Genomic DNA, 24,630 nt, shown 5'->3' on the forward strand with positions numbered 1-24,630 from the left:
TGGCCAGCACGGATGGCCAGCACGGATGGCCAGCACGGATGGCCAGCACGGATGGCCAGCACGGATGGCCAGCACGGATGGCCAGCACGGATGGCCAGCACGGATGGCCAGCACGGATGGCCTGACCTTCAACGCGGAAGCTGCCTGGCGGTGACCCCGAAGCGAACATTGGCACTCCGTCGCCTGTGGATAACGCCCGAAACGGCCGGACCGCCCGGCTACGTTGGCGCCCACCCAGTGATCGGGGCGGGGGAGGCGGCGGAACCTGCGATGATCCAAAAGGACGCCGCGACGGAATTCGGGCGAGACTCTGGCCATCTCCATGACGGAGGTGGCCGCTGCTGCGTGGTGGGCAGATCCGCCTCGCCCGGCGCCAGCGGAGTCGAGCTCGGGCCGGCCGGCGCTGTCCGGGAACCAGGCCCAGCCAGCCGGGGATCATGCCCAGGCCAGCCGGGAATCAAGCTCAAACCGGCCGGGCGCCAGCCCGGAATCGCACTCAAGCCAGCCGAGCACCGGCCCGGAACCACGCCCAAGCCAGCCGAGCACCCGACCCGGAACCACGCTCAAGCCGGCCGCGTCCGCCAAAGCAGCAGCACGAAGTACGGCGCCCCGATCAGCGCCGTAACCAACCCGGCAGCCAGCTGCGTAGGCGCCAGCACGGTCCGCCCCAACGTGTCCGCCACCGACACCAGCAACGCCCCCAGCCCAACCGCGACCGGCACCGACCGGGCATGCCGCGCCCCCACGAGCGCCCGGGCGGCGTGCGGGGCGACCAGCCCGACGAACCCGAGCGCCCCCACCGCGCAGGCGGCGCTGGCCGTCAGCACGGCCGCCAGTGACAGGTAGCCGAGCCGCGCCCGCCCCAACGGCACCCCGAGAACACGGGGCACGTCCTCGTCCAGTGAGACCAGATCGAGGGTGCGGGAGCCCGCGATCACCACTGGCAGGGCGACCGCGAGCACGATCAGCACGGGCAGGATCTGGGACGACGACCGGCCGTAGGTCGACCCGGACAGCCAGGTCAGCGCGAGGTTGGTGTTCCACGGCGAGACCACCAGGACGGTCAGGGTGGTCAGTGCCGTGGCCGCCGCGCTGACCCCGATGCCGACCAGGACGATGCGGTCCGAGGTGGGGGCGCGGCCGGCCGCCAGGCGGTAGACCAGGGCGAACGTGCCGAGGGCGAAAGCTGTGGCGACGCCCATGACCGGCCATACACCTACGCCGGGCAGGAGGAGGACCACGGCGATGGCGCCGACCGAGGCGCCGGGGGTGATGCCCAGCAGGCCTGGTTCGGCGAGCGGGTTTCGGGACACCGCCTGCACGATGGAGCCGGCCAGGGCGAGGGCCGCCCCGCCGAGCAGCGCCGCCAGCACCCGCGGCCAGCGCTGGTCGAGCACGAAGGTGACCGCGCGGCCGGAGGTGCCGGAGAGCCAGTTGGCGACGTCGCCGAGCAGGACGATGCGGTCGCCCAGGAGCAGGGCGGACACGAACGCGGCGACCACCGCGGCGGCCAGGACGATGCCGACGGCGATGACCCGGCCGCGCGTACGCACCGTGCCCTGGGTCTGTGCGGTGGTGCCGCCGTCGCGCAACCGCCGGGCCAGCCAGACCAGCAGGACCGCGCCGCTGAGGGTGGTCAGGATGCCGGTGGGCACCGAGATGGCGCGCTCGCTGGGGAGGATCAGGCGGAGCAGGACGTCCGCGCCGACCACGATGAGCGCGCCGATCAGGGCGGCGAACGGCAGCAGGGTCAGGTGTCGGCCCATGCCGGGGATGCGGCCGGCGATCAGCCGCGCGATGACCGGCGCGCTGAGGCCGACGAATCCGATCGGGCCGGCCACGGTCACGGCGAGCGCGGCCAGCATCACGGCGAGGATCACCGCGATCACCCGGGTACGCCGGACATCCACGCCCAGCACCCGGGCCGAGTCGTCGCCGAGCCCGAGGACGTCCAGCCGGTGCGCGAGCAGCAGCACGGCCAGCACCGCCACCGCGATCAGTGGCGCCGCCAGGGTGACCTGCCGGGTTCCGGACTGGACGGTGGTGCCGCTCCCCCAGCCGAACAGGCCGGGCGTGTTGGCCTGGAAGAGCATCAGCAGCAGGTAGGTGAGCGACTGCAACGCCAGCGCCACCGCGGAACCGGCCAGCACCAGGCGGGTGGGTCCGGCCGCACCGGCCCGGGCCACGGCCAGCACCAGGCCGGCCGCGAGCAGCCCGCCGGCGAACGCGACCAGCCCGTTCACGAAGAACGGCAGCGAGATCCCGAACGCCGCCACGGCGACCACCGCCACCCAGGCGCCGGCGTTCACCGCGAGGGTGTCGGGGGCGGCGAGCGGGTTGCGGGCCACCGACTGGAGCACCGCGCCGGCCACGCCGACGCCGACGCCGACGAGCACCGCCGCGGCCAGGCGGGGCAGCCGGCTCTCGATCAGCACCGCGACGGCCTGGTCGGTGGAACCGCCGGGCCGGATCGCCCGCATCAGCTCGCCCAGCCCCAGGCTCGCGGTGCCCTGGGTCAGGTGCACCGCGGCCAGGGCCACCAGCAGCACGACGGCGCCGATGAAAACCCCGATGATGGGGTACGCCCGGAGCGCGCCGCCCCGCGCCGGCCGTTGCTCCGGCGGCGCCGTCATCGTGCTGGTCATGGGACTACTTGGTGAGCGCGGCGACGAGCGCGTCGACGTAGGCGCCCGCGGACGCCGGGCCGCCGAACATCCAGATGCCGTCCGGGATGCGCTTGACCTTCTGCGACCGCACGAACCCCAGCCCGGTCCAGATCTTGTTCTTCTGGAGCGCGTTCACGTACGCCTCGCCGTCGTCGGCCTTGTTGGCGACGTACACGAAGGTGTTGTCCTTGTTCGTGATCTTGGTGAGGCCCTCCACGTCGGTCTGGGCGAGGCCGTAGTCCTTGTCGCCGCCGGTGGTCCACTGGTTCTGCAGGCCGAGCTGGGCGCCGATGCTGCCGAAGAACGAGCCCGGCGTGTACATCCGCAGGCTCACGTTGCCGGCGTCGACCCAGCCGTCCGACATGGTGAACGGCGCGCCGGTCTTGCCCGCCTGGGCCAGCGCGTCCTTGCCGGCCGCGACCTTGGCGTCGAAGTCGGCGATCAGCTTGGTGGCCTGCGCGTCGGTGCCGGTGGCCTTGGCCAGCGTGGTGACCGTCTTCTTCATGTAGCCGATCGGGTCGCTGCCGTCCGAGCCCTTCAGCGCGATCACCGGGACCTGCTTGGCGATCTGGCCGAGCACGTTCTCGGGCACGTCGGTGGTGGTGACCACCAGGTCGGGCTTGAGCGCCACGATGGCGTCCAGGCTGGGCTCGCCGCGCAGGCCGACGTCCGGGGTCTTGGCGTCGATCGGCATCACCGTGTCCCAGGCGTTGTAGCCCTTGACGTCGGCCTGGCCCACCGGCTTCACGCCGAGCGCCACCAGGTTCTCGGTCAGGCCCCACTCGAGCGAGACGACCGCGGCGGCCGGCTTGTCGAGGTGCACCGGGCCACGCTCGTCGGTGACATCCACCGGGCCGGTCGCCGCCGGGGCGGACGGGGCGGACGCGTCGGTCGGCTCCTCGGTGGTGCCGCAGGCCGCGAGGGTCATCGCGGTGAGCGCGGCCGCGGTCGCGGCGGCGAACGCTCGGCGGGTCAGGACCATGGGGGTTCCCCTTCTCTTCATCGAGCCACCGGCCGCTGGGTGTGCCGGCCGATGGGTTGCGTGCGGACGCGTCCGTCGTCGTCGACGTGCACGTCGATCCGCAGGCCGTAGACCTCGGTGAGCAGGTCGGCCGTGAGCACGTCGGCCGGGGGCCCGCTCGCGCGTACCGTGCCCTGGTCGAGCAGGACCACCTGGTCGGCCACCGCGGCGGCCTGGTCGAGGTCGTGCAGCACCACGCCGATCGCCACGTCGTGGTCGTCGGCCAGCTCACGGACGGTGTCCAGGATCTCCACCTGGTAGCGCAGGTCGAGGAAGGTGGTGGGCTCGTCGAGCAGCACCACGCCGGTGTCCTGGGCCAGGCAGGTGGCCAGCCAGACGCGCTGCAGCTCGCCGCCGGACAGCTCGTCGACGGCCCGCTCGGCCATCGCGCCCACCCCGGTCAGCCGCATCGCCCGGTCGACCACCTGGTGGCCGTCGGGGTCGCCGGAGCCGAACCGGCCGCGGTACGGGTGTCGCCCGTACCCGACGACGTCTTTGACCCGCACCCCGCCCGGCGTCGGCCGCGACTGGGTGAGCAGGGTGACCCGCCGGGCGAACTCCTTCGGGCGCAGGGCGAGCGCGTCGGCGTCGGGCAGCCGCACCGTGCCGGACCGGGGCGGGTGCAGGCGGGCGAGCGCCCGGAGCAGGGTGGACTTGCCGGAGCCGTTGGGGCCGACGAGCGCGACGACGTGCCCGGCGCGCAGCTCGATGCCGGCGCCGTGCACCACGGTCCGCCCGTCGTAGGCCAGCGTCAGATCGCTGCCGCGGAGGGCGTCAGCACCGGGGCCGGAGTTCATAAGGGCAGCCTAACCTAAGAGTGGCCACCCCCAATGATCGGGTTCCGTACGGCGGGATGGCGGCGTCTAAGGCCGGACCGTCACGGATTTGACCATCGCGGCGATGCCGGAGGCGATGTCGCCGGGCTCGATGGACTCGGTGACCTCGTCGGAGGCGATCACGGACAGGGAGCGGGCCGAGGCGTGGCCCAGGCCTCGGGTGACGATGCGGATGCCGTGCCGGGTCACCTCCTTGGCCGCCCGCACGGCCGGGTCGACCGCGCCCAGGTCGCCGTCGCCGAAGATGGCGATCACCCGGTCGCCGGTCAAGTGGCCCATCTCGCGGATGCCGAGCTTCAGGGTCGGGACGATGTTGTTGCCGCCGTCGGCGCGGGCGCCGTCCAGCATGCGGTGCAGCTTGCCGGGGTCGGTCGCGAGCGGCACGTGGCCCTCGACGCCGTGGTGCCAGAGCACCAGGCCGACCCGGTAGTGCGCGGCCAGCGCCTCCTCGACGAACTGCCGTGCGCCGCGTCTCGCCTCGTCGAGGCGGGTGCGCAGGCCGTCGCGGAAACTCATCGAGCCGCTGACGTCGATGCAGAGCAGAACCTTTCCCTGGTACGGCTCCTGCACCGCCTTCAGGTGCCGCCCGGGTTTGTGCTGCGTGACACCGATGCCGCCGAACTCCCGCCGGACCCATGCGCTCACTGCCGTACCGCCAATCCGCCGATGACCTTGCCGAGCCGGAGCCGGTCGGCGTTGTCCAGCACGCCCTCGATGCACGCCTCGATGGTGAGCCGGGCGCGGGACCGCGGCTCGGTGGCCGAGATCGCCAGCCGGCCGTCGAGGCCCAGCTCGAACCGGATGTCGATCGGCGACCCGGCGGGCAGTCTCGCCGGCAGGCCGGTCAGCTCGCCGGAGAGGATGCGCCGGTTGTCGCCGGGCGCCGGCGATTCGGTCGTACCCGCCTGTTCGTAGACCTCGATCTTCACGCTGCGCTGGCCGTCCAGGATGGTGGCGACGGTGAGGTCGTTGCCGGTGACCGGGAGCGGGTCGTTGCGGTGGATCACGTGCTGCACGAGCTTGCCGAGTCCGGACGGGTCGTCGTGGCTGTCGTGCACGAGCAGGCCGAAGCCGCGCGACACCACCGAGGCGCTCGGCACGGCCCGGCGGCCGACCCCGGCGCCGGCGAGCTCGGCCGCGCGCAGGGCGGCGCCCTTGGCCACCGCGAAGTCGGGATCGTGCAACGCGATCGGGCAGCCGAGCAGCTCACCGAGGGCGGCGGCGATCATCGGCATCCGGCTCGAGCCGCCGACCAGCAGGACCTGGTCGACCCGGGTGACGCCCTTGTCCGCCGCGGCCGACAGCAGCCGCCGCACGCAGTCCAGCGTCCGCTCGACCAGGTCGCGGGTGATCTCCTCGAACTCCTCGCGGTTGACCCGGACCGAGGCGGTCGCCCCGCCGTGCCGCATCGGCACGACCCGCGTGGTGGCGGTGCTGAGGTCCTTCTTGACGTCCTCCGCGGTCAGTGTCAGCTCGGCGACGAACGCCTCGTCGTCGCCCGGGTCGAGGCCGGTCAGGTCGAGGAACCGGCCGAGCAGGAACCCGACGAGCCGGCGGTCCCAGTCGGCGCCGCCGAGCTCGGTGTCGCCGTCTGTGGCGACCACCCGGGCGTACCGGCCGGTGACCATCACGGAGGCGTCGAAGGTGCCTCCACCCAGGTCGTACACGAGAACCGTGCGGTCGGCGTCCAGCCCGGTCAGGCCGTAGTGGATGGCCGCCGCCACCGGCTCGCTGACCAGTTCGAGGACCTCGAGACCGGCCAGCAGGCAGGCCTCCTGGGTCGCTTCGCGCTCGCGTACGCCGAAATAGGCCGGCACCGTGACGACCGCCCGGACCACCTCCCCGCGCGCGGTCAGCGCCGAGGTCACCGCCTTGAGGATGAGCGCCGAGACCGACTCCGGCGTGTGCTCGTCGTCGTCGAAGTAGAGCAGGCGGTCGGTGCCCATGTCCCGCTTGATCAGGGCGACCGTACGGTCGGGCAGCACCGGCATGGCGTTCTTCGCCGCCTCGCCGACCAGCACCGAGCCGGGTGCCTCGAAGCAGACCACCGACGGCGTGGTGAGCCGGCCGAGCCCGTTGGCCACCACGGCCGGGCGTCCGGCGGCGTCCACCGAGGCCATCACCGAGTAGGTGGTGCCGAGATCGATGCCGACCGCGGTCATCAGCGGCCCGCCCCGGCGGCCTCGTCGACGAGCTGCTCGACCGACGCGGTGACCTGCGCCCACAGCTCGGGCAGCTGGGCCGCGACCAGCAGCCCACCGGCGGTCAGGAGGACGAGCACGAGCAGCGTGATGCGGGACGCGGCGTACGAGGGAGGCATGCGGTTACTCCACTTCAGACGGTGATGCCCTCGCCGGCCAGCAGCCAGCGCAGGGGGTCGAGCGCGGTGGCCACGCCGTTGGTGGTGCGGGCCATGGAGGAGACGATGAAGATGTGTACGTCGCTGAAGTCGCGCCGCGCGCTCAGCAGCAGGTTGTCCAGCCCGCGGTCGTGCAGCCAGGCCTCCGGGTCGGTGATCCGCAGCCCCAGGTCCTCGGGCAGCTTCTGCAGCAGGTCGGCCTTGCTGATGACGAAGGCGAGCCGGCGCCGCCCGGTCTCCACGCCGGCGTCGCGCAGCCGCTGGACGGTCGAGTTGTAGGACGCCTCGGTGTCGTGCGGCGAGGCGTTGGCCTCGGCCAGCGTGGCGGTGTGCGGGCCGGTCAGCCGTGCCCGGACGTCCGGCACCGAGAACGGGTCGAGCACGAACATCAGCGTCCGGGCCTGATCCAGGTAGGAGAGCTCGGCGTTGGCCTTGCGCTCCACGTAGAGTTCGCCGGCCGCGTCGAAGATGTGCACCAGCGCGTGCCGGCGCCCGGTGTGCACGTCGATCGTGGTGGCCACCGGGTTGGTCTTGGCCGTCTTCGGCATCGGCCGGTCACCGTCGAAGTCGGTCTTGTGGCTGCGGTAGGTCCGCTCGCTCTCCTTGTCGACGAACGACGCCTGCCCGCCGAACGCGTCCTTGAGCAGCACCAGGCCGGCGGCGATGAGCCGGGTCTTGCCGGCCATCGTGGCGCCGAAGACCGGGATCCGGATGTCGGTGGCGACCGCGGCGTTGGCGTGCAGGTCGGCGTCGCAGCGCTGGCACACCGGGGTCATCACCCGCGCCGCCCGCAGCACCATGGTGGGCAGCCGCCGCCCGCAGGTCTCGCTGCGCCCGCCGCACCGCCGCCACAGCACCCCGAGCTTCCCGGGCCGGATGTCGCGGTGCAGGTCGTCACAGGAGCATCGGTACGCGGGCAGCCGCGTCACGTAGTAGCAGCGCGGGCACGAGGCGGCGGCCCGGAACACCACCTGCCACGCGTGGTCGGCGCCGCGCAGGATCCACACCACGGCGCCGCCCACGGCCCACGCGAGCCCGGTGACCACGGCCACGATCAGCGCGCAGAACAGCGCGCCGAGGACCGCGCCCAGGCTCAGCATGCTCAGGAAGGCCAGGACCACCGGCACGGCCGGCCAGACCAGCAGCCACAGGTACATCGACGTGCGGCTGACCTTGCGGGCGCCGCGGCCGCAGACCTGCCACGAGTCCTGCACCGACTCCCGCAACCAGGCGATGATGCCGGCCAGGTCGCGCCGGTACTGGGTGACGAAGTAGGTCGGCCAGGCCGGGTCACGCCGGGGCCGGCCGGGCGGCACCGGACGGCCGCCGATCGCGCCCTTCATCACGGCGGCCGGGCCGACCAGCACGATCTGCTTGCTCTTGCCGCCCCAGCCCAGGCCGGCGAGCACCACCGCGGTGGCCACGCCGCCGACCACCCCGATCACGCCGGTGATCGCGCTGACCGGCAGGGCGACGTAGAGGAAGACGTAGAAGCACAGGGTCAGGTAGAGGCCGACGGCGACGAGGCCGGCGATGGCCGCCAGGACATAGCCCATGATCATTTGCCTTTCGAGCGGCGCAGCCAGGCCCGGCCGCGCCGGATCTTGTTGTGGTCGAGCAGCTTGTGCCACTGGTCGAGGGCCGTGGTCAGGTCCTGCTCGTCGAGCGCGGTCGAGACGCCGTCGACCTGCGAGGTGGGCGCCCAGCGGGCCCACTTGTTGACGGCCGCCCAGACGGTGTCCTGGGCCTGCACGTCCTTCGCACCGACGACCACGGCCATGGCGGTCGCCACGAACGGCGGCGCCGGCTTGTCCTTGAGGACCTCCACCGCGAGGTCGGCGTAGCGCCGCTGGGCGACCGGAGGCAGTTTGTTCAGGACGGCCACCACGGTCGCGGCCGAGCCGGCCGACAGCAGGGCGTCGACCAGCGAGGCCTGGTGCAGTCGTCGGATCGGGGCGGAGACCTGGTCGATGGCCCGCAGGACGGCGGCGTCCTTGGTGTCCGGATCGGTCAGCCGGCCGCACACGTCCCGCATCGCCGCGTCCTCCCGCATCAGGTCGCGGGTGTACTGCGCCGGGTTCAGCCGGCGGTCGTCGGCGAGGCGATGCGCCAGGTCGAGGTCGGCCCGGTCGAGCGCCCCGGACTGGACCCGGAACATCAGGTACTTCTCGACCGCGCCCGCGTGCATGGCCGCGCCCGGCGGCATCGCCCTGCGCAGCTCGTCCAGTTCCGGCCGGGCGGGCTGGGTGAACCGCCAGAGGTTCGCCGCCAGCGCGGTGAACTGCTCGACCGGGTCGTGGTGCGCGGCGGCCATCCGGATCAGCTCGCCGACCACGGTGAGCCGCTCCGGCCCGGCCGCGGTGGACATGCGGGCGCCGATCAGGACCCCGTCCAGCCGCGCGGTCGCGTCCATCGGGGTCAGCCGCCGGCACCACGCCTCGCCGACGCCTCGCGGGTCGGTCTCCACGAGCTCGTCGAGGCTGTCCCGCAGCGCGTCGAGGAACTCCAGCCGGGCCGGCCAGCTCGAGATCGAGTAGGCGGCGAGCGGGTTCCGCGCCCAGTGGCTCACGAAGGCGAAGGCTTGCGGCCCGATCAGCCCGAGGCGCACCGGGACGCCGTAGTCCCCGGCCACGGTCAGGGTCGCCGCGAAGGCCGGCCCGGTCGTCGCCCGCAGCGCCTCCAGGGTGGCCCGCAGCGCGTGGTGGGTGTCCTGGTCGGTCCACTCCTGCCGGGCCACGTTCGGCACCACGTCCGGCCGGGGCGGGCGGAGCGCGGCCGCGTCACGCAGTTCGGCGTTCAGCAGCGCCATCCGGACCGGAACCGCCTGGCCGGGGAACCGACCGGCGTGCGTGGCCCGGTCGAGCTCGCGCAGCAGCTCGACCCGGAGGTCGGCGACGTGCTCGGCGAACGTGGCGGCCACCGCCGGCCCGTACGTCTCGACCTGGTCGGGCGGCCCGTCGGTGAGCCAGCCGACGATGCGCCCATGGTGCCGCGGGGCCAGCTGCTCCCCCAGCACCGCCAGCCGGGCCAGGGCCGCGCCCTCCTCCGGCTCGAGGCGGCTCGCCCCGGCCAGCTCGACCGCGTCGGTCACGTCGAACGGGTCGTCGGCGGCGCAGAACGTCTCGGCCCACGCCTCGGCCAGCGGCGTGGTCACGGCCTCGCTCCACCGCCCGGCCAGCAGGTCGACCACCAGGTAGCCGCCGGGCCGGTCGGCCGAGGCGGGCGGCTCGTCCCAGCCCGGGTGCACCGCCAGCACCCGCTGCGACGACCGCGACGGCGTGGTGGTGAACACCTTGAACCCGATGTCCAGGGCCTGCCGGTGCGGCATCAGCAGGGTGGCCGCGGCGACCCAGGTGAGCACCGGCTCGACCTGGTCGGCGACGAACAGCACCTGCTGGGCCTGGCCGTCGTCGGGGCGGGACAGCACGCTGAGCAGCGCCGCGAGCAGCCGCGGGCCGTCCGGGTGGCGGCGGACGAACTCGTGCACCGCCTCGGTGTCCAGCACGCCCGGCGGCGGCTCGGCCGGCACCGCCTCGCAGCGGGTGGCGCCGGCCGGCTTGCTGGTCCAGAACGAGGCGCCGAACAGCTGCGCCGGGCGTAGGATCCCGTACGCCCTGGGGTCGTCGGTGGTGACCGCGTGGGTGAGCTGGTTGCCCTCGCGGGTGCCGTTGGCCTCCTGGCCGAGGTAGACGCCGGCGGCGGTGGCGTACCGGTCGCCGCCGACGTGCGCGAACGACGGCGGGTAGTCGCCGACCGGGCGCTGGTCGCGCATCCAGGTGGACGGCGGCTCGTAGAGCAGGTGCCGCTGCACGATCGCCATCGCGTCGCCGTCCACGTCGGAGGACGCGGCCTGGAACTGGAGCCCGGCGCCGCCGCTGAGCCCCTGCCCGGGCCGGCAGTCGGTGTAGATCAGCGTGCCGAAGTCGTTCATCGCTGCCCCCGCACCGGGACCACGCCGAACTTGCTGAGCAGCCAGACCAGCGGCTCGTCGACACGGTGCGGCCGGATGCCACCGGGGTCGATCTCCTTGGTGGCGTAGTTCGGCTGGGCGCCCAGCGCCGACACCGCGAAGTAGCGGAAGTTGGCGTAGTTGAACCGCAGGTGGGTGTCGATGTCGTCGGCGCCCCACTCGTGCAGCAGGGCCCGGATGTGCTCGTGCACGGCCTGGCCGCTGACGTCGTCGTACTCCGGGCCGGTCGGCGGCGTCTGCAGCACCGGGTGGTCGCTGCCCAGCTCGTCGTAGAACGCGTCGATCTTCGCGAACGCCACCGACACCGGGATGGCGATCTTGTTCTTGGCCTTGACCTCGTGCGTGACCCGGAGCTTCTCGGTGATCCGGCTGAGCACCTCGATGGTCGGCTCGCCGGTCTTGACCGCCTCGTCGGGCAGCCGGACCCGGTCGCGCGCCTCGGGCAGCATGAACGGGTCGAGCAGCAGGATCAGCGCGTCGGCGGCGCCGAGGTACTGCAGGTCGTGCACGTGGTCCTGGCGGATCAGGTCCTCGCCCGCGGTGTCGTAGAAGGACAGGAAGCTGGTCTTGAACGTGTTGCGCCGCAGCACCTGACGTTCCTGCCGCCACTCGAACACCAGCGGGTCGCGGCGGCCGTCGTTGGACTTGGCGGTCTGCTCGAACAGCTTGCGGTTGCTGTAGAGGTCGGCCGTGTTGGTCGGCGACGGCTGGTCCCCGGAGACGCGTACGTCCGCGCCGAAGCGCCGCCGCAGACCGGTCCGCAGCTCCTGCGAGAGCACGGTCAGGTAGACCGTCTTGCCGGTGTTCTTGGCGCCGACCATGGCGATCAGCGGGCTGGTCGACTCGGCGAAGTTCACCGACAGCGGCGTGTGGCAGCACGGGCAGACCCGGATCCCGGAGGCGCCGTGGCAGGCCGGGCAGACCTCCTTGCGGGGCGCCGGGATCAGCTTGCGCTGCGGCCCGTAGGCCGGGCGGGACATCACGTTGAGCCCGGTCTCGCGTTCGCGGTCCGGGTCGCGTACCGCCGTGCAGGCCTTGAAGCCCGGGGCGCTCTGGCCCGAGCACTGGTACCAGAGCCGGTTCGCGGGGATGCGGTGATAGCAGTACGGGCAGGCCAAGCGGGACATCAGGACACCTTCATCTGGTCGACGGGCGGATCCGTGACGGCGTATCCACCGGGTTTCTCGACGAAGCAGCGGATCCAGTACGGGCGGGCGAACGACGCCGGCACCTCGATCGCGATCGGGTACGGCACCCCGGGACGCAGGTGCACACCGCTCTCCCGGGCCAGCTCGGTGCCCTGCGTGGCGCGCATCGGCATGGCCACGCCGGCCGCCGCGACCACGACCACCTCGAGGTCGTGGCACTCGTCCTCGCTGGCCAGGGCGACCACCCGGGCCCGGTCGCGGACCCGGTCGCGCAGCTTGGCCAGCAGCGGCTTGCCCGACGGGGGCTGCGGGCGGGCCACGGTGTAGGCGACCCGGGTCGCGCGCGGCCCGATCGAGCAGGTGACCGGCGGCGACTGGGCGGTGCCGGTCGGGCCGACCGCGATCGCCCGGATCTCGGCGCTGCCGCCGCCGGTCGGCGCGGTCAGCGGGCAGCCGCTCTCGGCGTCGTACTTGGCCCGGCTGATCGTGAACGTGGCACCGGCCCGCGGCGAGTCCCACCGCACCTCGGCCAGGCCCACGTCGTCCGGCCAGAGCCAGGTGAGGATGATCCGGTCGCCGGTGCGGCGCAGCTGCGGCGAGGTGACCGGCGCGGTGACGCCCATCGCCACCGCCCGGCCGACGGCCGCGCCGCCGGCGCCGTACGAGAACGGGACGTAGACGTGCTGGCCCGGCGGGACGGCGCAGTCCATCGTGGCCATGCCGCCACGGACCACGGGCACGCCCGGCAGCACGGCGCCGAAGGACCGCGCCCGGGCGGCCGGCACCTGCTCACCCGCTCCCCACGCGGGCGGCCGGTCCGACCGGCGGATCTCGATCTCGTCGTGCTCGCCCGCGGTCCAGGTCAGGCGGACCCGGAGGGCGCCGTCGGCGGTGGTCAGCGGCTCGACCGCCAGGTCACCGACCGGCCGGGCGGCGCCGCGCGGGGTGGCCGAGGCGACCACCGGCTCGGCGAGCTGCTCGCGGCCGCCCGGCCCGGGGTAGACGGCGGTCAGCTCGTAGTGGTGCGGCTCGCCGACCCGGACCGCGGTGTCGCGGAAACCGTGCCCGGTGACCCGGATCGGCGTGCCCGGGCCGGGGCGGGTCCGGCGGACCCGGACCTCGATCACCGCGGGGTGCTGCTGCCAGCTGCCGCTGACGCTGGTCTCGTCGGCGTCCAGCGTCACCTCGCCGACCCGCGGCAGCACCGTGATCGAGCCGGTGACCGGCCGCGACCAGACGGTCCCGTTGGCGCTGGCGAAGACCGCGTAGTGGGCCGGGCGGCCGGGCGTGACACCGGCGTCGACGGCCGCCCGGTCGGCCGACTGGGCCACCCGGACGCCGTCGGTCTCGTGCACCGGCGGCCGGTCGTCGCCGCGCACCACCCGATAGGTGAGCCCGCCCGGCGCGCCCGGGCCGGCCGCCCAGGACAGCCGGACGCCCGGCGGCGACGCGTGCTCGGCCAGGCTGAGCTGGGCCGGGTCGGGGGCGGGCAACCGTTCCTGCGCGGCCAGCACCTGCGCGTTGTCGGCGTCGAGCTCACCGGCCTGCTGCAGCAGCCGGGCGGCGCCGGCCACGTCGTGCCGCCGTTCCGCGTCGGCGGCCTGGCGCAGCAGGTCGTCGAAGGCCGCCACCGCCTTGGTCACCAGCTCGGTGGCGGCCGCGTGTTCCGGGTGGTCGCCGGGCAGCGCGGCCAGCGCCGCCCGCGCCTCGCCGAGCCGCCGGCCCTCGATCAGCTTCTGGATCCGGTCCAGCCCGCGTTCCGGCCCGCCACCGGTCGACGGCAGGCTGATCGCGATCAGCTGGGCGTCCGCCTCGGTCACGCCCAGCTCGGCGATCTGCGCGGCCACGAACTTGGTGTCCAGCCCGGCCCGGTGCGCGTCGCCGACCTGGTCGACGATGTGGAACAGGGCGATCGCCGCCAGGTCGGGCACCTTCGTGTAGGCCGAGCGCAGCAGCGCCAGCGCCGTCTTGCGGGCCCGGGTCGCGGTCGAGTCGGCGGCCTTCTCGGCCTGCTCGAGCTGCTCGGTGATCCGTTCCGGGCCCAGGCCCAGTTGCGGCCGGCCGGCCACGGTGAAACCGCGCGCGATCGCGAACGGGACGGTCAGGCCGGGGTGGAGCAGGTGGACGACGGTCCGGGCGCCGGCCTCGGCCAGCCGATCGCGCAGCTGGTCGTACTGGGTGCGGCTGAGCCCGCAGTCGGCCGGCAGCTCGAGCACGTCGATCACGGTCAGCCCGGCCTCCCGGGCCGCCGCCTCGGCCTGGGCCACCTCGCCGCCCCCGACGTGCTGGGCGATCGCGGTGAGCTGGGCCCGGGTGATCCGGCCGGACGCGCCGTAGGCCTCGCGCAGCTTCCGGACCAGTTCGGTACGGGCGGCCTTCTGGTCGTCGGCCGACTGCCGGAACTGGTCCTGCCACCACAGCGGGTCGGCGAGCCGGCCGCCGGCCGTCCGCTTGAGCTCCTCGTCGGCCGCGATGAACTGCTTGCACACCGCGCCCGCGTTGGTGTTGCCGCGCGCCTTCTGGCCCCAGAACGCGCGCACCCGCTTGAGATGCGCCTCCAGCGCGGCCCGGTCGCGCAGGTCCGGCCGGACCGCGTACATCACCGGCGGAGGTGGCAGCTTGCCCCGCTTGCCGCGCAGCGGGCGCACCACCTCGCGCTCGTACGCCTCCTGGTCGAAGCTCATCGTGCTCAGGCCCGCACGGTGATGGCCGAGACGGCCTGGCGGGCGGTCACGACCTCCTCTTCGCTGAGCACGCTGACCCGTACGTCGATCGTCAGGTCCTTGCCGGTCGACGGTTCGGCCGCGTGCACCGAGAGGGTGCCCTCCTCGTCCACCTGCATGCTGATCGCGATCGGCGAGCCCATCCGCAGCGGCGGCAGCCCGGAGATCTCGCCGGCGCCCTTGTCCACGGCCGCGTTGGCCGACAGGTCCCGGCTCTCCACCGACCCGGCCTGCTCGTAGATCTCGATCGTGATCGCGGTCTGGCCCTCGGCCACGGTCTGCGCCTGCAGCGGCCGCGCGCCGCTGGGCAGCGACTCGTTGGCGTGCACGAGGTGGTGGATGTACGAGGCGGCGTCCGGGTCGCGCTCCCAGTCCGGGTTCTCGCTGTCGACCAGCTTCACGCCGAACGCCTTCGGCAGCACGTTGGTGATCTTCCGGTTGGCGTTCGCCTCGATCGCCGCGGGGGCGATCCCGGTGTTCCGGGCGATCTGCTCGATCCGGTCCTCGGCGCCGCCGGGCCAGTCCCACACCGCGCGGCTGAGCGCGAACCGGGCCGCGCCCTTGGCCACCGCCAGGTCGGGGTCGTGCAGCCGGGGCGTCCAGCCGAACTCGTCGGTCAGCCGCTCGGCGACCATCGGCATCTTGCTGGACCCGCCGACCAGCAGCACGTCGTCGATGGTGCCCGGGTGACCCTTGGACTTCAGCGTCTCGATGGTGCGCCGGGTGTACTCCACGGCCCGGTCCATCAGGTCCTTGGTGAGCTCGTTGAACTTGGCCCGGCTGACCTCGATCATCGCCGAGCCGCCGCCGTAGCGGATCGCCACCGGCCGCGATTCGGCCTGGCTGAGCATCTTCTTGGTGTCCTCGGCGATCCGGGCGATCTCCTGCAGGAACTGCTCGTCGTCGCGCGGGTCGCCGTCCGGCGAGGCCTTGTCGATGAACTGCTGCACCAGGTGGTCGGCCAGCCGGGCGTCCCAGTCGGCGCCGCCCAGCTCCTGGTCGCCGTCGGTGCACAGCACGTCGACGGCGCCGGCCGACACCTTGATGACCGTGGTGTCGAAGGTGCCGCCGCCGAGGTCGAAGACCAGCACCGTCCGGTCGCCGTCGACCTCGTACTGCAGGGCCGCGGCGACCGGCTCGGGGACGATGCCGACCACGTTCAGCCCGGCGATCCGGCCGGCGTTGCGGGTGGCGTCCCGCTCCAGCATGCCGAAGTAGGCCGGCACGGTGATCACCACGTCGGTGACCTCCCGGCCGGTGTACGTCGCGGCGTCCTGGGCGAGTTGCTTCAGGATCAGGGCGGAGATCGACTCGGCGGTGTGCGGCCGGCCGTCGAACTCCCAGGCCTCCTCCTTGCCCATGTACCGCTTGACCAGGCTGACCACCCGCTCCGGGTAGAGCTGGGCGACGTCCTTGGCGGTCCGCCCGACCACCACGTTGTCGGCGCTCTCGAACCACACCACCGACGGCGTGGTGTCCTCGTTGCTCATGGAGTTGCGCACCGGGGTGGGCCGGCCGGTGTCGTCGATGTAGGCGATCGCTGAGTACGTCGTGCCGAGGTCGATGCCGAAGTAGGTGTCCATCGTGTTCCTTCGTCTGCCGGTTTCGTGGGGAGGTCAGGCGGCTTCGGGCGCCGGGGTCCAGCGGGCGACCAGCACGGTGGCGGGCGCCAGTACCCGGTCGGTGACGGTGTCGCGGTAGCCGTCGCGGACGATCCCGGCGACGGTGGCGTCGGCCTCGGGCGTGGCCGCGGGCACCACCCCGGAGGCGCGGTGGGCGCCGGCGTCGAAGCGGTCGCCGACGTCCGGGCGGACCGGCAGCACGCCGGCGCGTTCCAGGGCGAGCTCGACGGTCTGCCCGTACGACTCCAGCAGCGCCGCCGCCCGCTCGGCGCCGAAGTCCGCGGGCAGCTCGGCGGCCTGCTTGAGCAGGTCGTCGCGGAGCCGGTAGAGGTCGGTCACCACCGGGCGCAGCAGGCTCTGCCGCTCACCGGCCTTGAGCAGCTGGTTCTCCTCGTGCAGCCGCTCGATGACGCGTTCCCGGGCGGCGGCGCGGGCGTTGCCCTCGGCCAGTTCGGCGTGCACCGCCCGCAGCGCGTCGGCGTACGGGTCACCGGCGGGCTCGGGTTCCGGTGTGGGGTCGGGCTCGGTCTCGGTCACGGTCATCAGGCGCTCCTGGGCGGGTCGTCGGTCCTCTCCCCTCTCTGACGGACAGCTCGCTCGTCGCCGGAGATTCAGAGACCGTGATGGATCAGCTCGGCGTCGGTCAGCGCGGCCGATCCGGCCGCCCGCTCCAGTTCGGCGGGCAGGCCGGGCGGGGCCTTCCGGCGACGATCAAGGGCCCATTCGCGTACGGTGCGGACGGCGCCGATGCTGCCTTCGGCCAGATGCTGGTGCAGGACGTGCAGGACAACCGCCTCCTCGGCCGGCGGCACCGGGGTGCGCCAGGCCACCACGCCGGCGTAACAGGTGGCGAGCAGGGCCGCGATCAGCGCCGGGAGGCCCGCGGTGGCCGGCGGCAGCACGGCCACGCCGCCGGAGCGGCCGCCCGCGGCGAGATGACTGAGCGGGAGACGCCCACCGGCCAGCTCCAGCTCGCCGCCGCCGGTGACGCCACAGCCCAGGTGCAGCATCGAGGCCGGGAGGCCGGCCCGGACCTGGTCGACCGTGGGCCGGTCGAGGACCGCCCCGCGCGGGTAGAACGCGTCGCGCAGCCGGTCGCCGCCCGGAACGCCGACGAACAGCGGCTTCTCGGCCAGGGACGGACGCCGGCGGGCGGCCAGATCGACAACCTGGGCCGCGGAGCGTACATAGGAGGCCGCCGACGCCGGACCGGCCTGCCCGTCACCCACCACCAGGAGACGCTCCGGCCGCGGAGCGCCGGGCGCGGCCGGCTCGAACCGGCCGGTCGCCGCGACCAGCAACAACAGGCCGGTCGGCTGCGGATAGGCGAGAGCGCCGGCTCCGGCCGACCGCAGCGCGCCGGTGACCGCGGTGAAGCCGTCGGCCAGGCGCGAGCGCAGGTCACCGGGCGTGCGGACCTCGTCGAGCAGGCCGGCCAGCCGGTAGGCGACGCTCAGCACATCGGCGCGCTGGCCGGGCAGGGCGTCCCGGGCGGCCAGCAGGCTGTGGGCGGCCCGGTCCCGGTCGGCGCCACCGTCGCTGTCGCCCCAGCCGCCGCTGTCGACCCGGCTCCGCAGATAGAGCGCGGTCGCGAGCAGCAGGTGGTTCTCGGCGCCCGAGCCGGGCGCGGCGGTCAGCCGGGTGGCCAGGCCAAGCAGGCCGTCGATCAGGTCGACGCCGGGCGGCTCGGCGTCCAGCAGGGCGAGCAGCGGCGGCCAGACGCGCGGCCCGGCGCCACCGAGGCGTTCACGGAAGGCGGCGCGAAGCTCGGCGGCGCTGACCGTCGGGCCGGCCGGCCGGCGGCTCTCCGGCCGGCTCTCCGTCCGGCTTTCCGGCTGGCTCTCCGGCCATCTTTCCGGGTGGGGCGCGGCCGGGACGTCGCCATGCACCACGGCTACCGGGCGGTCCAGCGGCGACGACCGGGCCAGGTCGTCGGCCTCGTTCAGGCCGGGCAGGGGCGGGAGCCCACCGGGGCGCGGTATCCCGGCGCCGTACCGCTGCTGCACCTTCTGGAGCGCGGTGATCGCCTGGAAGAGCCCGCTGAAGTCGACCGCGGCCGGTCCGTGCTGGACCGCGTCCATCAGGTTCCGCATCGCCTCGGCGACCTCGATCATCGGCCCGGCGACGGCCTCGGCGTCCCCGCCCCGCACCGCGCGCAGGCACTCGACGGCGCGGTCGGCGTCGGCCCGCTGATCCACCATCGTGTCGCCCCGGGAGGCGCGGGCGATCAACTCTCCCGGCTGCATGACCGCGAGCACCCGGTGCAGGAGCAACTGGCCCAGCGTCAGCCGCGCGTTGAGCACCAGGCCGAACGGCAGCCGCGGGAACGACAGCGCCTCGTCGAGCAGGCCGATCGCCCGCTCACGTTCCGGGCCGCCGGCGCCGTGCAGGCCGTAGCGGGCGCCGAGAACCAGGCCGAGCAGCGCCGCCACCTGGCCGCGCAGGAAGTCGCCCGGCGCGAAGTACCCGTACGCCTCGTCCAGCACGGTGGCCGCCTCGGCCAGGTGTGGCCGCGACTCCGGCCGGCCCGCGCCGGAGCGCCAGTAGGCCTCGAAGAGCTTCTGCCCCAGCTCGATCAGCGGCCGGTTGCGGGCCGATCCGGTCAGCCGGGCGAGCTTGGCCCGCAGCCGGTCCAGTTCCTGGTCCACCACGGTCACCGTCCCCAATGGACGTACGCGGCCCACGTGTCGAGGTCGGCGAGCTGCTCGCTGCGGGCGAACCGGGCGAGCTGCCGCGGCATGCCGTCCGGCGGCTCCCGGCGCGGGTCGAGCATCCACAGCTGGGCCTGGCGCAACGCCGCCCAGACCGGCAACGCGTCCCGCCGCAGCAGGTGGTGGAAGACGTACATCATCACCGACGACGAGGCGTCCGGCACCTTCCACAGCGTGCAGAGCACCGAGCGCGCGCCGCCGGCCAGGAACGCGGTGCCCAGGCTGAACGCCTCGTCGTGCCCGCCGATCGCCTTGCCGCTGTCGCACGCGGCCAGCACCACCACCTCGATCGCGCGCCCGGGCGCCCGGGCCATCAGCAGGCCCAGCTCCTCGGCGGTCAGCCGCTCGCCCCCGTCCAGCACCAGGTGGGCCGCGCCGGGCTCGACCACACCGTGGCAGGCCAGGTGCAGGGTGGCCCCGGCGCCGAGGTCGTCGCTGGTCAGCCAGTCGCGGACCTGCCCGCGGGTGCCCCGGCCGGACGGGCTGTCGGTGCCGTTGGGGCGGCGGCCGAGGAACCGCCCGCCCGGATAGAAGGACTCGCGGATCGCGTACGCCTCGATGCCCGCGAAGCGGAGCGTGTCATCGGCCGACTCTCCCGGATCCGGGTTGCCGACGATCAGACCGGTCGCGTCCGGCGGCACCGGCGGGCGGACGGCGGTCAGGCACAGCATGCGTGCGGAGACGGCCTGGGACAGGGCGATGCGCTCGATCGCGTACGTGCCGTCGCGGTGGCGCGCCGCCTGCCACGGCACCAGGGCCAGATCGCCGATCGGCACCAGGACCAGGCGGTGCGGGCGGCCGGGCGGCGGCGCGGGCAGGTGCGGCAGGTACGAGTCGATCAGCGGGCCCATCGCCGCCCGCCAGGCCAGGTCGCACAACTCGGCCCGGCCCGGCGTCTCGGCCAGGCCGCCGGTCAGGTTGGGCAGCGGCAGGAAGCCGGGCGGGCCGGCCGCGGGCACGGCGAGCGCGTACCCCGAGCCGTTGACGTCGGCCGGGACCAGATAGACCAGCGCGTCCGCGTCGACCACGGACAGCGCCCGCTGGATCTCGCCGAAGCCCGGCGGGTCGAGCAGATCGGCCGCGTCACCGAGCGCGGTCAGCACCTCACGGCGCAGGTCCGCGGGCAGCGCCTCGGGCTCCCCGGCGGCGACGGCCTCGCCCCAGCGCCGGGCCAGGTCGTCCTCGCCCGCGGCGGTCAGCCGGTCGGCCAGCCCGCGCAACTCGGTCGCCGCGAACAGGGCCAGGCCGCGCCCCGCGTCCAGCGCGCTGACGGCGCCGGGCAGGTCACCGGCGGTCACACAGTGCTTGGCGATGGCGGCCGCGTCCTCGGCGGCGCTGCGCACGGCCACCGAGGCGTCGGCCAGATCGGGCTGGACCAGAACCTTCCACACGTACGCCCGGAGCCCGGCCAGCCCGTCCTGATGGAAACCGGGCTCGTCGCCGAGCAGCTGGCCGACCGTGGTCAGCATCCCGTTGATCATCGCCCAGTGGGGATGCCGGGGCCCCTGGGCCAGCTCCTTCGCCCGCTGCAGGACCGAGCCGGCCTCGACCAGATCGCGGCGGGCGTTGGTCAGCTCGCCGCGGCGGAGCAGGCCGAGGGCCAGCCCGATCAGGTGGAACACCAGCTTCGGGTCACCGCCGCCGGTCACCTCCACGGCCTGCCGCAGGTGCTCGACGGCCAGGTCCACCCGGTCCGGGTCGGTCTCCTCGCCCAGGCCCAGCGCGGCGCCACTGACCTGGGTGTGCGCCAGCGCCCGGTCGGCCGTGGACAGCCCGGGCCGGCCGGTCAGCTCGATCAGCGTGGCCAGTTCCTCGTCGGTGGCCCGCTCGCCGTCACCGGCCCCCTCGCCCGCACCGGCCCGGATCCGGTTCATCAGGCCCAACGACTCCCCCGCCCCCTCCAGGACGCCCCGCAGCTGATGGCCCGGTGGCAGCGCCCGGGACAGCTCCAGCAGCCGGTCGAGGCGGTCACCGACCTCCTCGCCGCGCTGCACCGCGGCCATCAGCTCGGCGGAGTCGGACATCAGCGTCCGCATCGTCTCCGCCTCCGGCCCCAGGTCGCCGCCCTGGCCGAAGTGCCGGCGGACCTCCGCCGGGAAGCGGGCCACCGCCCCGTCGTCACCGTCGACGACCGCCCGCGCGTAGTTGAGCCCGAGCCGCGCCGAGTCGAACAGCATCCGCATCCCCGCGTCGTCCTCGACCTCCGACTCCAGCCGGTCCAGCTCGGCCAGGGCGCCCGCCGGATCGTGCAACTCGCCGACCGCGGCGCTCTGGGCGTACACCAGAGCGCGGGCGCAGGCCCGGGTCCGCCGCCAGCGGGCGCCCTCCGGCGGTGCGCTCTCGGCCGCCTCGAGAAGGTCGCCGAGCCTCATCTGGAGCAGGTCGCCGGCCGGGTCGGCCGAGCGCAGGAAGGTCTCGAGCAGGCCGGCCGCGAGCGTCCCCCGCGCCGTCAGGGCGGGCGGGAGGCTCAGCACGTCGGCGATCGCCTCGGTCACGTCGCCGTAGCCGATCACCGCGCACGCGATCCGCGCACATCGCTCAGTGTCGTCCACGCCGCGCCCCTCTCGCTTGTCGTCACCCCTTGTCTGACGGACAGCGCCTTTCTGACGGACAGCGCCCTTCTGACGGACAGTGCCTTTCTGACGGACAGTGCCTTTCTGACGACAGCGCTTTTCTGACGACAGGGCGCCGGGGTGTTGCCTATACGCGCTCAAAGCCTGCTCTGAGCGCGTATAGGCAACAGGGTCAGCCGGTCTCCGCCCGCTCCGCGAGGCCGAGCAGGCCGGGCAGGTCGAGCACGACGATCCGGCGGTAGCCGGTCTGGATCAGGCCGAGCCCGCGCAGATTCCGGAGCGCCTTCTGCACGGTGTCCTCGGCCGACCCGACCAGGGCGGCCAGTTCGGTCTGGTTCAGCCGTACGCGGATCAGCACGCCGCCGCCGGCCGCCTCGCCGCACGCGGCCGCGATGTCGCCGAGCACCCGGGCCAGCCGGACGTGCACCGGGTAGGCCGGGAACTCCGAGCGCCGCGTGTTCGCCCACTGGAGCCGCTCGCCCACCGTCGCGGTGATCTGGTTGGCCACCCGCGGATGCGCCGCGATGAACGGCAGCAGATCGGCCTGCCGGATCACCGTGGACACCACCTCGTCGCAGGTGGTCACGGTGGCCTGCCGCTCGTCGCCGGTGACCGCGCCCAGCTCGCCGACGATGTCGCCGGGAAGACGGATACCGATCAGCCTCGGCACGCCGCCGGCCGCGTGGGTCACCTTCACGTAACCCTTGCGGAGGATCTCCACGTGCGTGTCCCGGGCGCCCTCGACCAGCAGGTGGACGCCGGGGCGCACGGTGCGGGTCACCCCCAGGGCGAGCAGCGCGTCGCGGTCCTCGGGGGTGAGCCGGTCGAGGAAGTGGCGCATCAGCACGACCCCGATCCGGTCCGGGGCGCGGATTCCGCCGTTGTCCGGAATCGGTCCGCCAGATCAGCGGTGCAATACCGGCGGAGGTACGGCCGGAGGCCGTACGGGTGGGAAGGAGTGTCCGCCGTGGAGTCGCATCTGATGGTGGAGCCGCCGCCGGCACGGTGAGCGGGCTCGGGGCGCCCGGCAGTCGCCCCCGGAAGATCCGCTGGTGACGGCTCGGCTGGCGGGCCGGCCGTCACCGGCGGATTTTCCGCTGCCCGGCCCGATCGGGCTGTTCGCTTCGTCATCTGCACACACCTCCGCCGGTATCTGACGGACCGTACGTCTGTCCGTCAGTATCCGGAGATGCGAGGTGGAGGAACGAACATGCGAAGCACGCGCCGATTACCGACAGCCGTCCGTCCCGTCGTGAGCCCGATCGGCGGCCCGGCGGTGCACAATGGCGTGATGATCAACAAGGCCGACGACCGGCCCGGACGATGAGCCTCTCGCCCGAGCAACGCGCTGAGCTGCAACGACTGCTCACCGACGAGTTGCGCGCCGCGGTACTTGCCGCGACCGATCGGGGCGCCGGGGCGGCCGGCCTGACCGGCCTCCTCGACGAACGCCGCCGCGCGGTGGAGTCACTCGCCGGCGGCCCGATCGCCGCCGGGCCACTGGCCGGTGGGCCACTCCCCGGCGGGCCATTCGACGGCGGGCCATTCGACGGCGGACCATTCGACGGCGCTTCACTCGCCGGTGGGCAACTCGCCGGCGGTTCACTCCCCGCAGACGATGCCGATCGCCGTCGCGACGATCCGGCCTCGGGCGGCGGGGTCGGCGAGCAGCGCTGACACGAGCTCGTCCGAGGCGTCCGCGCCGCCGGGCCGCCGATCCAGCTGGTCGCTTCCGCTGCCCGCGCCGAACGCCGCGTTGACGACCCGCACCACGAGGGCCTCGGGGTCCTCGCCACCTCCCAGACCGGCCGCGATCGCGTCCACCGCGCCCGCGGCGATCGCGACCAGCACGTCGTCGGCACGGTCCTCGGGCGTCATCGCCACCAGCGGGTTGACCTCGCCGGCGGCGTCCTCCGGCGGCGACGCCACGGGCGCGATCTTGCCACCGAGCGGACGCTCGATGTAGTCGGCGTACCAACCCGGCCGTCGCCGCATCGCGGCCTGCACCCGGTGCACGTCGGCCAGGACGGTTCGCGGGTCGCTGCCGGCCCAGTCGCCGGTCACCTCGGCCCGGAACGCCGCCCAGCTGTCCAGCGGCCAGGTGCCGGCGCCCGCGGTCTCCGGGACCCCGGCCCACTCCAGCATCCGCACGGCCAGCGTGCCCAGCCACTTGTCGCCGCCCAGCGCGGCGTCCAGCCACTTGGGCATCCGCGGCCGCTGCTGGGCCCCGCGCAGGCCACGCCGGCGTCGATGGCCGTCCACCGTGGACGCGGTGAGCCGGCCGGTCAGCCAGGCCTCGAGGCTGATGATGCGGGCCTTGGCATTGTGCAGAAGATCGGCGACGACCGCCTCGACGTCGTCGTGGAAGCCGTCCACGCACTCGTCGGCCAGGCGGGTCATCGCGCTGGCGCAACGCCAGTGGCCGCGCCGGCGTTCGACCGGCCGGGTGATCCGGTGGAAGACGAGCGGCCAGGCCAGTTCGTAGGCGGCCGCGGAGAGCGCCGCGTATTGCACGGGCGTGGCGGCCAGCGCCGCGCTCGCGAGCCGACCGGCGAAAGCGAGTTCCCGTAACCGGTGAACCTCGCCCGGCCGGTGTTGATCTGCGCTGTTCACAACTTACCTTTCCAGGGGGTTGCGCAGGGGGTGCCTGAGCTGATCTATATAGAGGCGGTCAAGGTGCGCGAAGCAGACAAACCGCTGGAACCATCAGGAGTGTGGACGCAGGTGAGCCGCGTTGGCGATATCCAGGACGGCGAAACGGCGGTTCGCTGTCCATTACTGACGGTTACGCTGCGTACTCACGACGGAGCGGCAGCCTCGATCCACGGATCAGGCGAACCCGATCGGTGGTCAAATGCATCCGACCGAGGACTTGGCGGCGCCCCCGGGCCCCGCCCCTGGCTGGGGCAGATCGGCCGCTGCCATGATGACCTCTTGTGACTGGCCGATGTGGCCAGTTGCAGGCCGGCCTGACGGCGCAACTGGCCAGCAGCCCGTTCTG

General features: G+C 73.8%; 17 protein-coding genes. 1 reads left to right on the top strand and 16 read right to left on the bottom strand.

The window, feature by feature from the left end:
* Positions 1 to 563: 563 nt before the first annotated feature.
* From AB0M54_RS30345 to AB0M54_RS30415, 15 genes are all read right to left on the bottom strand, one after another.
* The gene (locus tag AB0M54_RS30345) at positions 564 to 2,645 is read right to left on the bottom strand and encodes an iron ABC transporter permease (RefSeq protein ID WP_364475069.1); all 2,082 of its coding nucleotides are present in this window, start codon (positions 2,643 to 2,645) and stop codon (positions 564 to 566) included.
* Between the two features lie 4 nt (positions 2,646 to 2,649).
* Positions 2,650 to 3,648 (bottom strand): iron-siderophore ABC transporter substrate-binding protein, encoded by a 999-nt coding sequence (locus tag AB0M54_RS30350; RefSeq protein ID WP_364475071.1) that lies wholly within the window; start codon positions 3,646 to 3,648, stop codon positions 2,650 to 2,652.
* 17 nt (positions 3,649 to 3,665) lie between these two features.
* Positions 3,666 to 4,484: an ABC transporter ATP-binding protein gene (locus AB0M54_RS30355; RefSeq protein WP_364329038.1), complete on the bottom strand. Its 819-nt coding sequence runs from the start codon at positions 4,482 to 4,484 to the stop codon at positions 3,666 to 3,668.
* Positions 4,485 to 4,550: 66 nt separating this feature from the next.
* Positions 4,551 to 5,168 (bottom strand): VWA domain-containing protein, encoded by a 618-nt coding sequence (locus AB0M54_RS30360; protein WP_364329060.1) that lies wholly within the window; start codon positions 5,166 to 5,168, stop codon positions 4,551 to 4,553.
* Positions 5,165 to 6,685 carry an Hsp70 family protein gene (locus AB0M54_RS30365; RefSeq protein WP_364475073.1) on the bottom strand — a complete coding sequence of 507 codons (1,521 nt, stop codon included), beginning with the start codon at positions 6,683 to 6,685 and terminating at the stop codon, positions 5,165 to 5,167. The genes AB0M54_RS30360 and AB0M54_RS30365 overlap by 4 nt, the downstream gene beginning before the upstream one ends.
* Positions 6,685 to 6,843, bottom strand: coding sequence for a hypothetical protein (locus AB0M54_RS30370; RefSeq protein WP_364329066.1), 159 nt, complete (start codon positions 6,841 to 6,843; stop codon positions 6,685 to 6,687). The genes AB0M54_RS30365 and AB0M54_RS30370 overlap by 1 nt, the downstream gene beginning before the upstream one ends.
* 14 nt (positions 6,844 to 6,857) lie before the next feature.
* The gene (locus AB0M54_RS30375; protein WP_364475075.1) at positions 6,858 to 8,438 is read right to left on the bottom strand and encodes a hypothetical protein; all 1,581 of its coding nucleotides are present in this window, start codon (positions 8,436 to 8,438) and stop codon (positions 6,858 to 6,860) included.
* A 2-nt stretch (positions 8,439 to 8,440) separates the two neighbouring features.
* Positions 8,441 to 10,813 (bottom strand): GTPase-associated protein 1-related protein, encoded by a 2,373-nt coding sequence (locus AB0M54_RS30380; RefSeq protein WP_364475077.1) that lies wholly within the window; start codon positions 10,811 to 10,813, stop codon positions 8,441 to 8,443.
* A complete protein-coding gene (locus tag AB0M54_RS30385; RefSeq protein ID WP_364475078.1) occupies positions 10,810 to 11,979 on the bottom strand; it encodes a hypothetical protein in 1,170 nt (389 codons plus the stop codon). Before AB0M54_RS30385 ends, AB0M54_RS30380 begins: the two co-directional genes overlap by 4 nt.
* Complete coding sequence (locus tag AB0M54_RS30390; protein ID WP_364475080.1) at positions 11,979 to 14,684, bottom strand: hypothetical protein; 2,706 nt, start codon at positions 14,682 to 14,684, stop codon at positions 11,979 to 11,981. Before AB0M54_RS30390 ends, AB0M54_RS30385 begins: the two co-directional genes overlap by 1 nt.
* A gap of 5 nt (positions 14,685 to 14,689) precedes the next feature.
* Positions 14,690 to 16,306 (bottom strand): Hsp70 family protein, encoded by a 1,617-nt coding sequence (locus AB0M54_RS30395; RefSeq protein ID WP_364475082.1) that lies wholly within the window; start codon positions 16,304 to 16,306, stop codon positions 14,690 to 14,692.
* Positions 16,307 to 16,339: 33 nt separating this feature from the next.
* Positions 16,340 to 16,888 carry a nucleotide exchange factor GrpE gene (gene grpE, locus AB0M54_RS30400; RefSeq protein ID WP_364475084.1) on the bottom strand — a complete coding sequence of 183 codons (549 nt, stop codon included), beginning with the start codon at positions 16,886 to 16,888 and terminating at the stop codon, positions 16,340 to 16,342.
* 68 nt (positions 16,889 to 16,956) lie between these two features.
* A complete protein-coding gene (locus AB0M54_RS30405; RefSeq protein WP_364475086.1) occupies positions 16,957 to 18,993 on the bottom strand; it encodes a hypothetical protein in 2,037 nt (678 codons plus the stop codon).
* Between the two features lie 5 nt (positions 18,994 to 18,998).
* On the bottom strand, positions 18,999 to 21,608 hold the full coding sequence (locus AB0M54_RS30410; protein WP_364475088.1) for a CHAT domain-containing protein: 2,610 nt from the start codon (positions 21,606 to 21,608) through the stop codon (positions 18,999 to 19,001).
* A gap of 193 nt (positions 21,609 to 21,801) precedes the next feature.
* Positions 21,802 to 22,470, bottom strand: coding sequence for a Crp/Fnr family transcriptional regulator (locus AB0M54_RS30415; RefSeq protein ID WP_364329093.1), 669 nt, complete (start codon positions 22,468 to 22,470; stop codon positions 21,802 to 21,804).
* Between the two features lie 482 nt (positions 22,471 to 22,952).
* Here AB0M54_RS30415 and AB0M54_RS30420 point away from each other — a divergent pair, with 482 nt between their 5' ends.
* On the top strand, positions 22,953 to 23,306 hold the full coding sequence (locus AB0M54_RS30420) for a hypothetical protein (RefSeq protein WP_364329096.1): 354 nt from the start codon (positions 22,953 to 22,955) through the stop codon (positions 23,304 to 23,306).
* On the opposite strand, the gene AB0M54_RS30425 is transcribed toward AB0M54_RS30420, so the two are convergent.
* Positions 23,232 to 24,242 (bottom strand): hypothetical protein, encoded by a 1,011-nt coding sequence (locus AB0M54_RS30425; RefSeq protein WP_364475090.1) that lies wholly within the window; start codon positions 24,240 to 24,242, stop codon positions 23,232 to 23,234. The genes AB0M54_RS30420 and AB0M54_RS30425 overlap by 75 nt on opposite strands.
* Positions 24,243 to 24,630 lie beyond the last annotated feature (388 nt).

It is taken from the genome of Actinoplanes sp. NPDC051470 (genome assembly GCF_040682035.1).
GTDB lineage: Bacteria > Actinomycetota > Actinomycetes > Mycobacteriales > Micromonosporaceae > Actinoplanes.

Coding starts and splice junctions, on each gene's coding strand:
- grpE (WP_364475084.1), bottom strand. CDS start 16,888: ATGACCGTGACCGAGACCGAGCCCGACCCCACACCGGAACCCGAGCCC.
- AB0M54_RS30415 (WP_364329093.1), bottom strand. CDS start 22,470: ATGCGCCACTTCCTCGACCGGCTCACCCCCGAGGACCGCGACGCGCTG.
- AB0M54_RS30365 (WP_364475073.1), bottom strand. CDS start 6,685: ATGACCGCGGTCGGCATCGATCTCGGCACCACCTACTCGGTGATGGCC.
- AB0M54_RS30355 (WP_364329038.1), bottom strand. CDS start 4,484: ATGAACTCCGGCCCCGGTGCTGACGCCCTCCGCGGCAGCGATCTGACG.
- AB0M54_RS30420 (WP_364329096.1), top strand. CDS start 22,953: ATGAGCCTCTCGCCCGAGCAACGCGCTGAGCTGCAACGACTGCTCACC.
- AB0M54_RS30390 (WP_364475080.1), bottom strand. CDS start 14,684: ATGAGCTTCGACCAGGAGGCGTACGAGCGCGAGGTGGTGCGCCCGCTG.
- AB0M54_RS30380 (WP_364475077.1), bottom strand. CDS start 10,813: ATGAACGACTTCGGCACGCTGATCTACACCGACTGCCGGCCCGGGCAG.
- AB0M54_RS30370 (WP_364329066.1), bottom strand. CDS start 6,843: ATGCCTCCCTCGTACGCCGCGTCCCGCATCACGCTGCTCGTGCTCGTC.
- AB0M54_RS30385 (WP_364475078.1), bottom strand. CDS start 11,979: ATGTCCCGCTTGGCCTGCCCGTACTGCTATCACCGCATCCCCGCGAAC.
- AB0M54_RS30375 (WP_364475075.1), bottom strand. CDS start 8,438: ATGGGCTATGTCCTGGCGGCCATCGCCGGCCTCGTCGCCGTCGGCCTC.
- AB0M54_RS30345 (WP_364475069.1), bottom strand. CDS start 2,645: ATGACCAGCACGATGACGGCGCCGCCGGAGCAACGGCCGGCGCGGGGC.
- AB0M54_RS30350 (WP_364475071.1), bottom strand. CDS start 3,648: ATGGTCCTGACCCGCCGAGCGTTCGCCGCCGCGACCGCGGCCGCGCTC.
- AB0M54_RS30395 (WP_364475082.1), bottom strand. CDS start 16,306: ATGGACACCTACTTCGGCATCGACCTCGGCACGACGTACTCAGCGATC.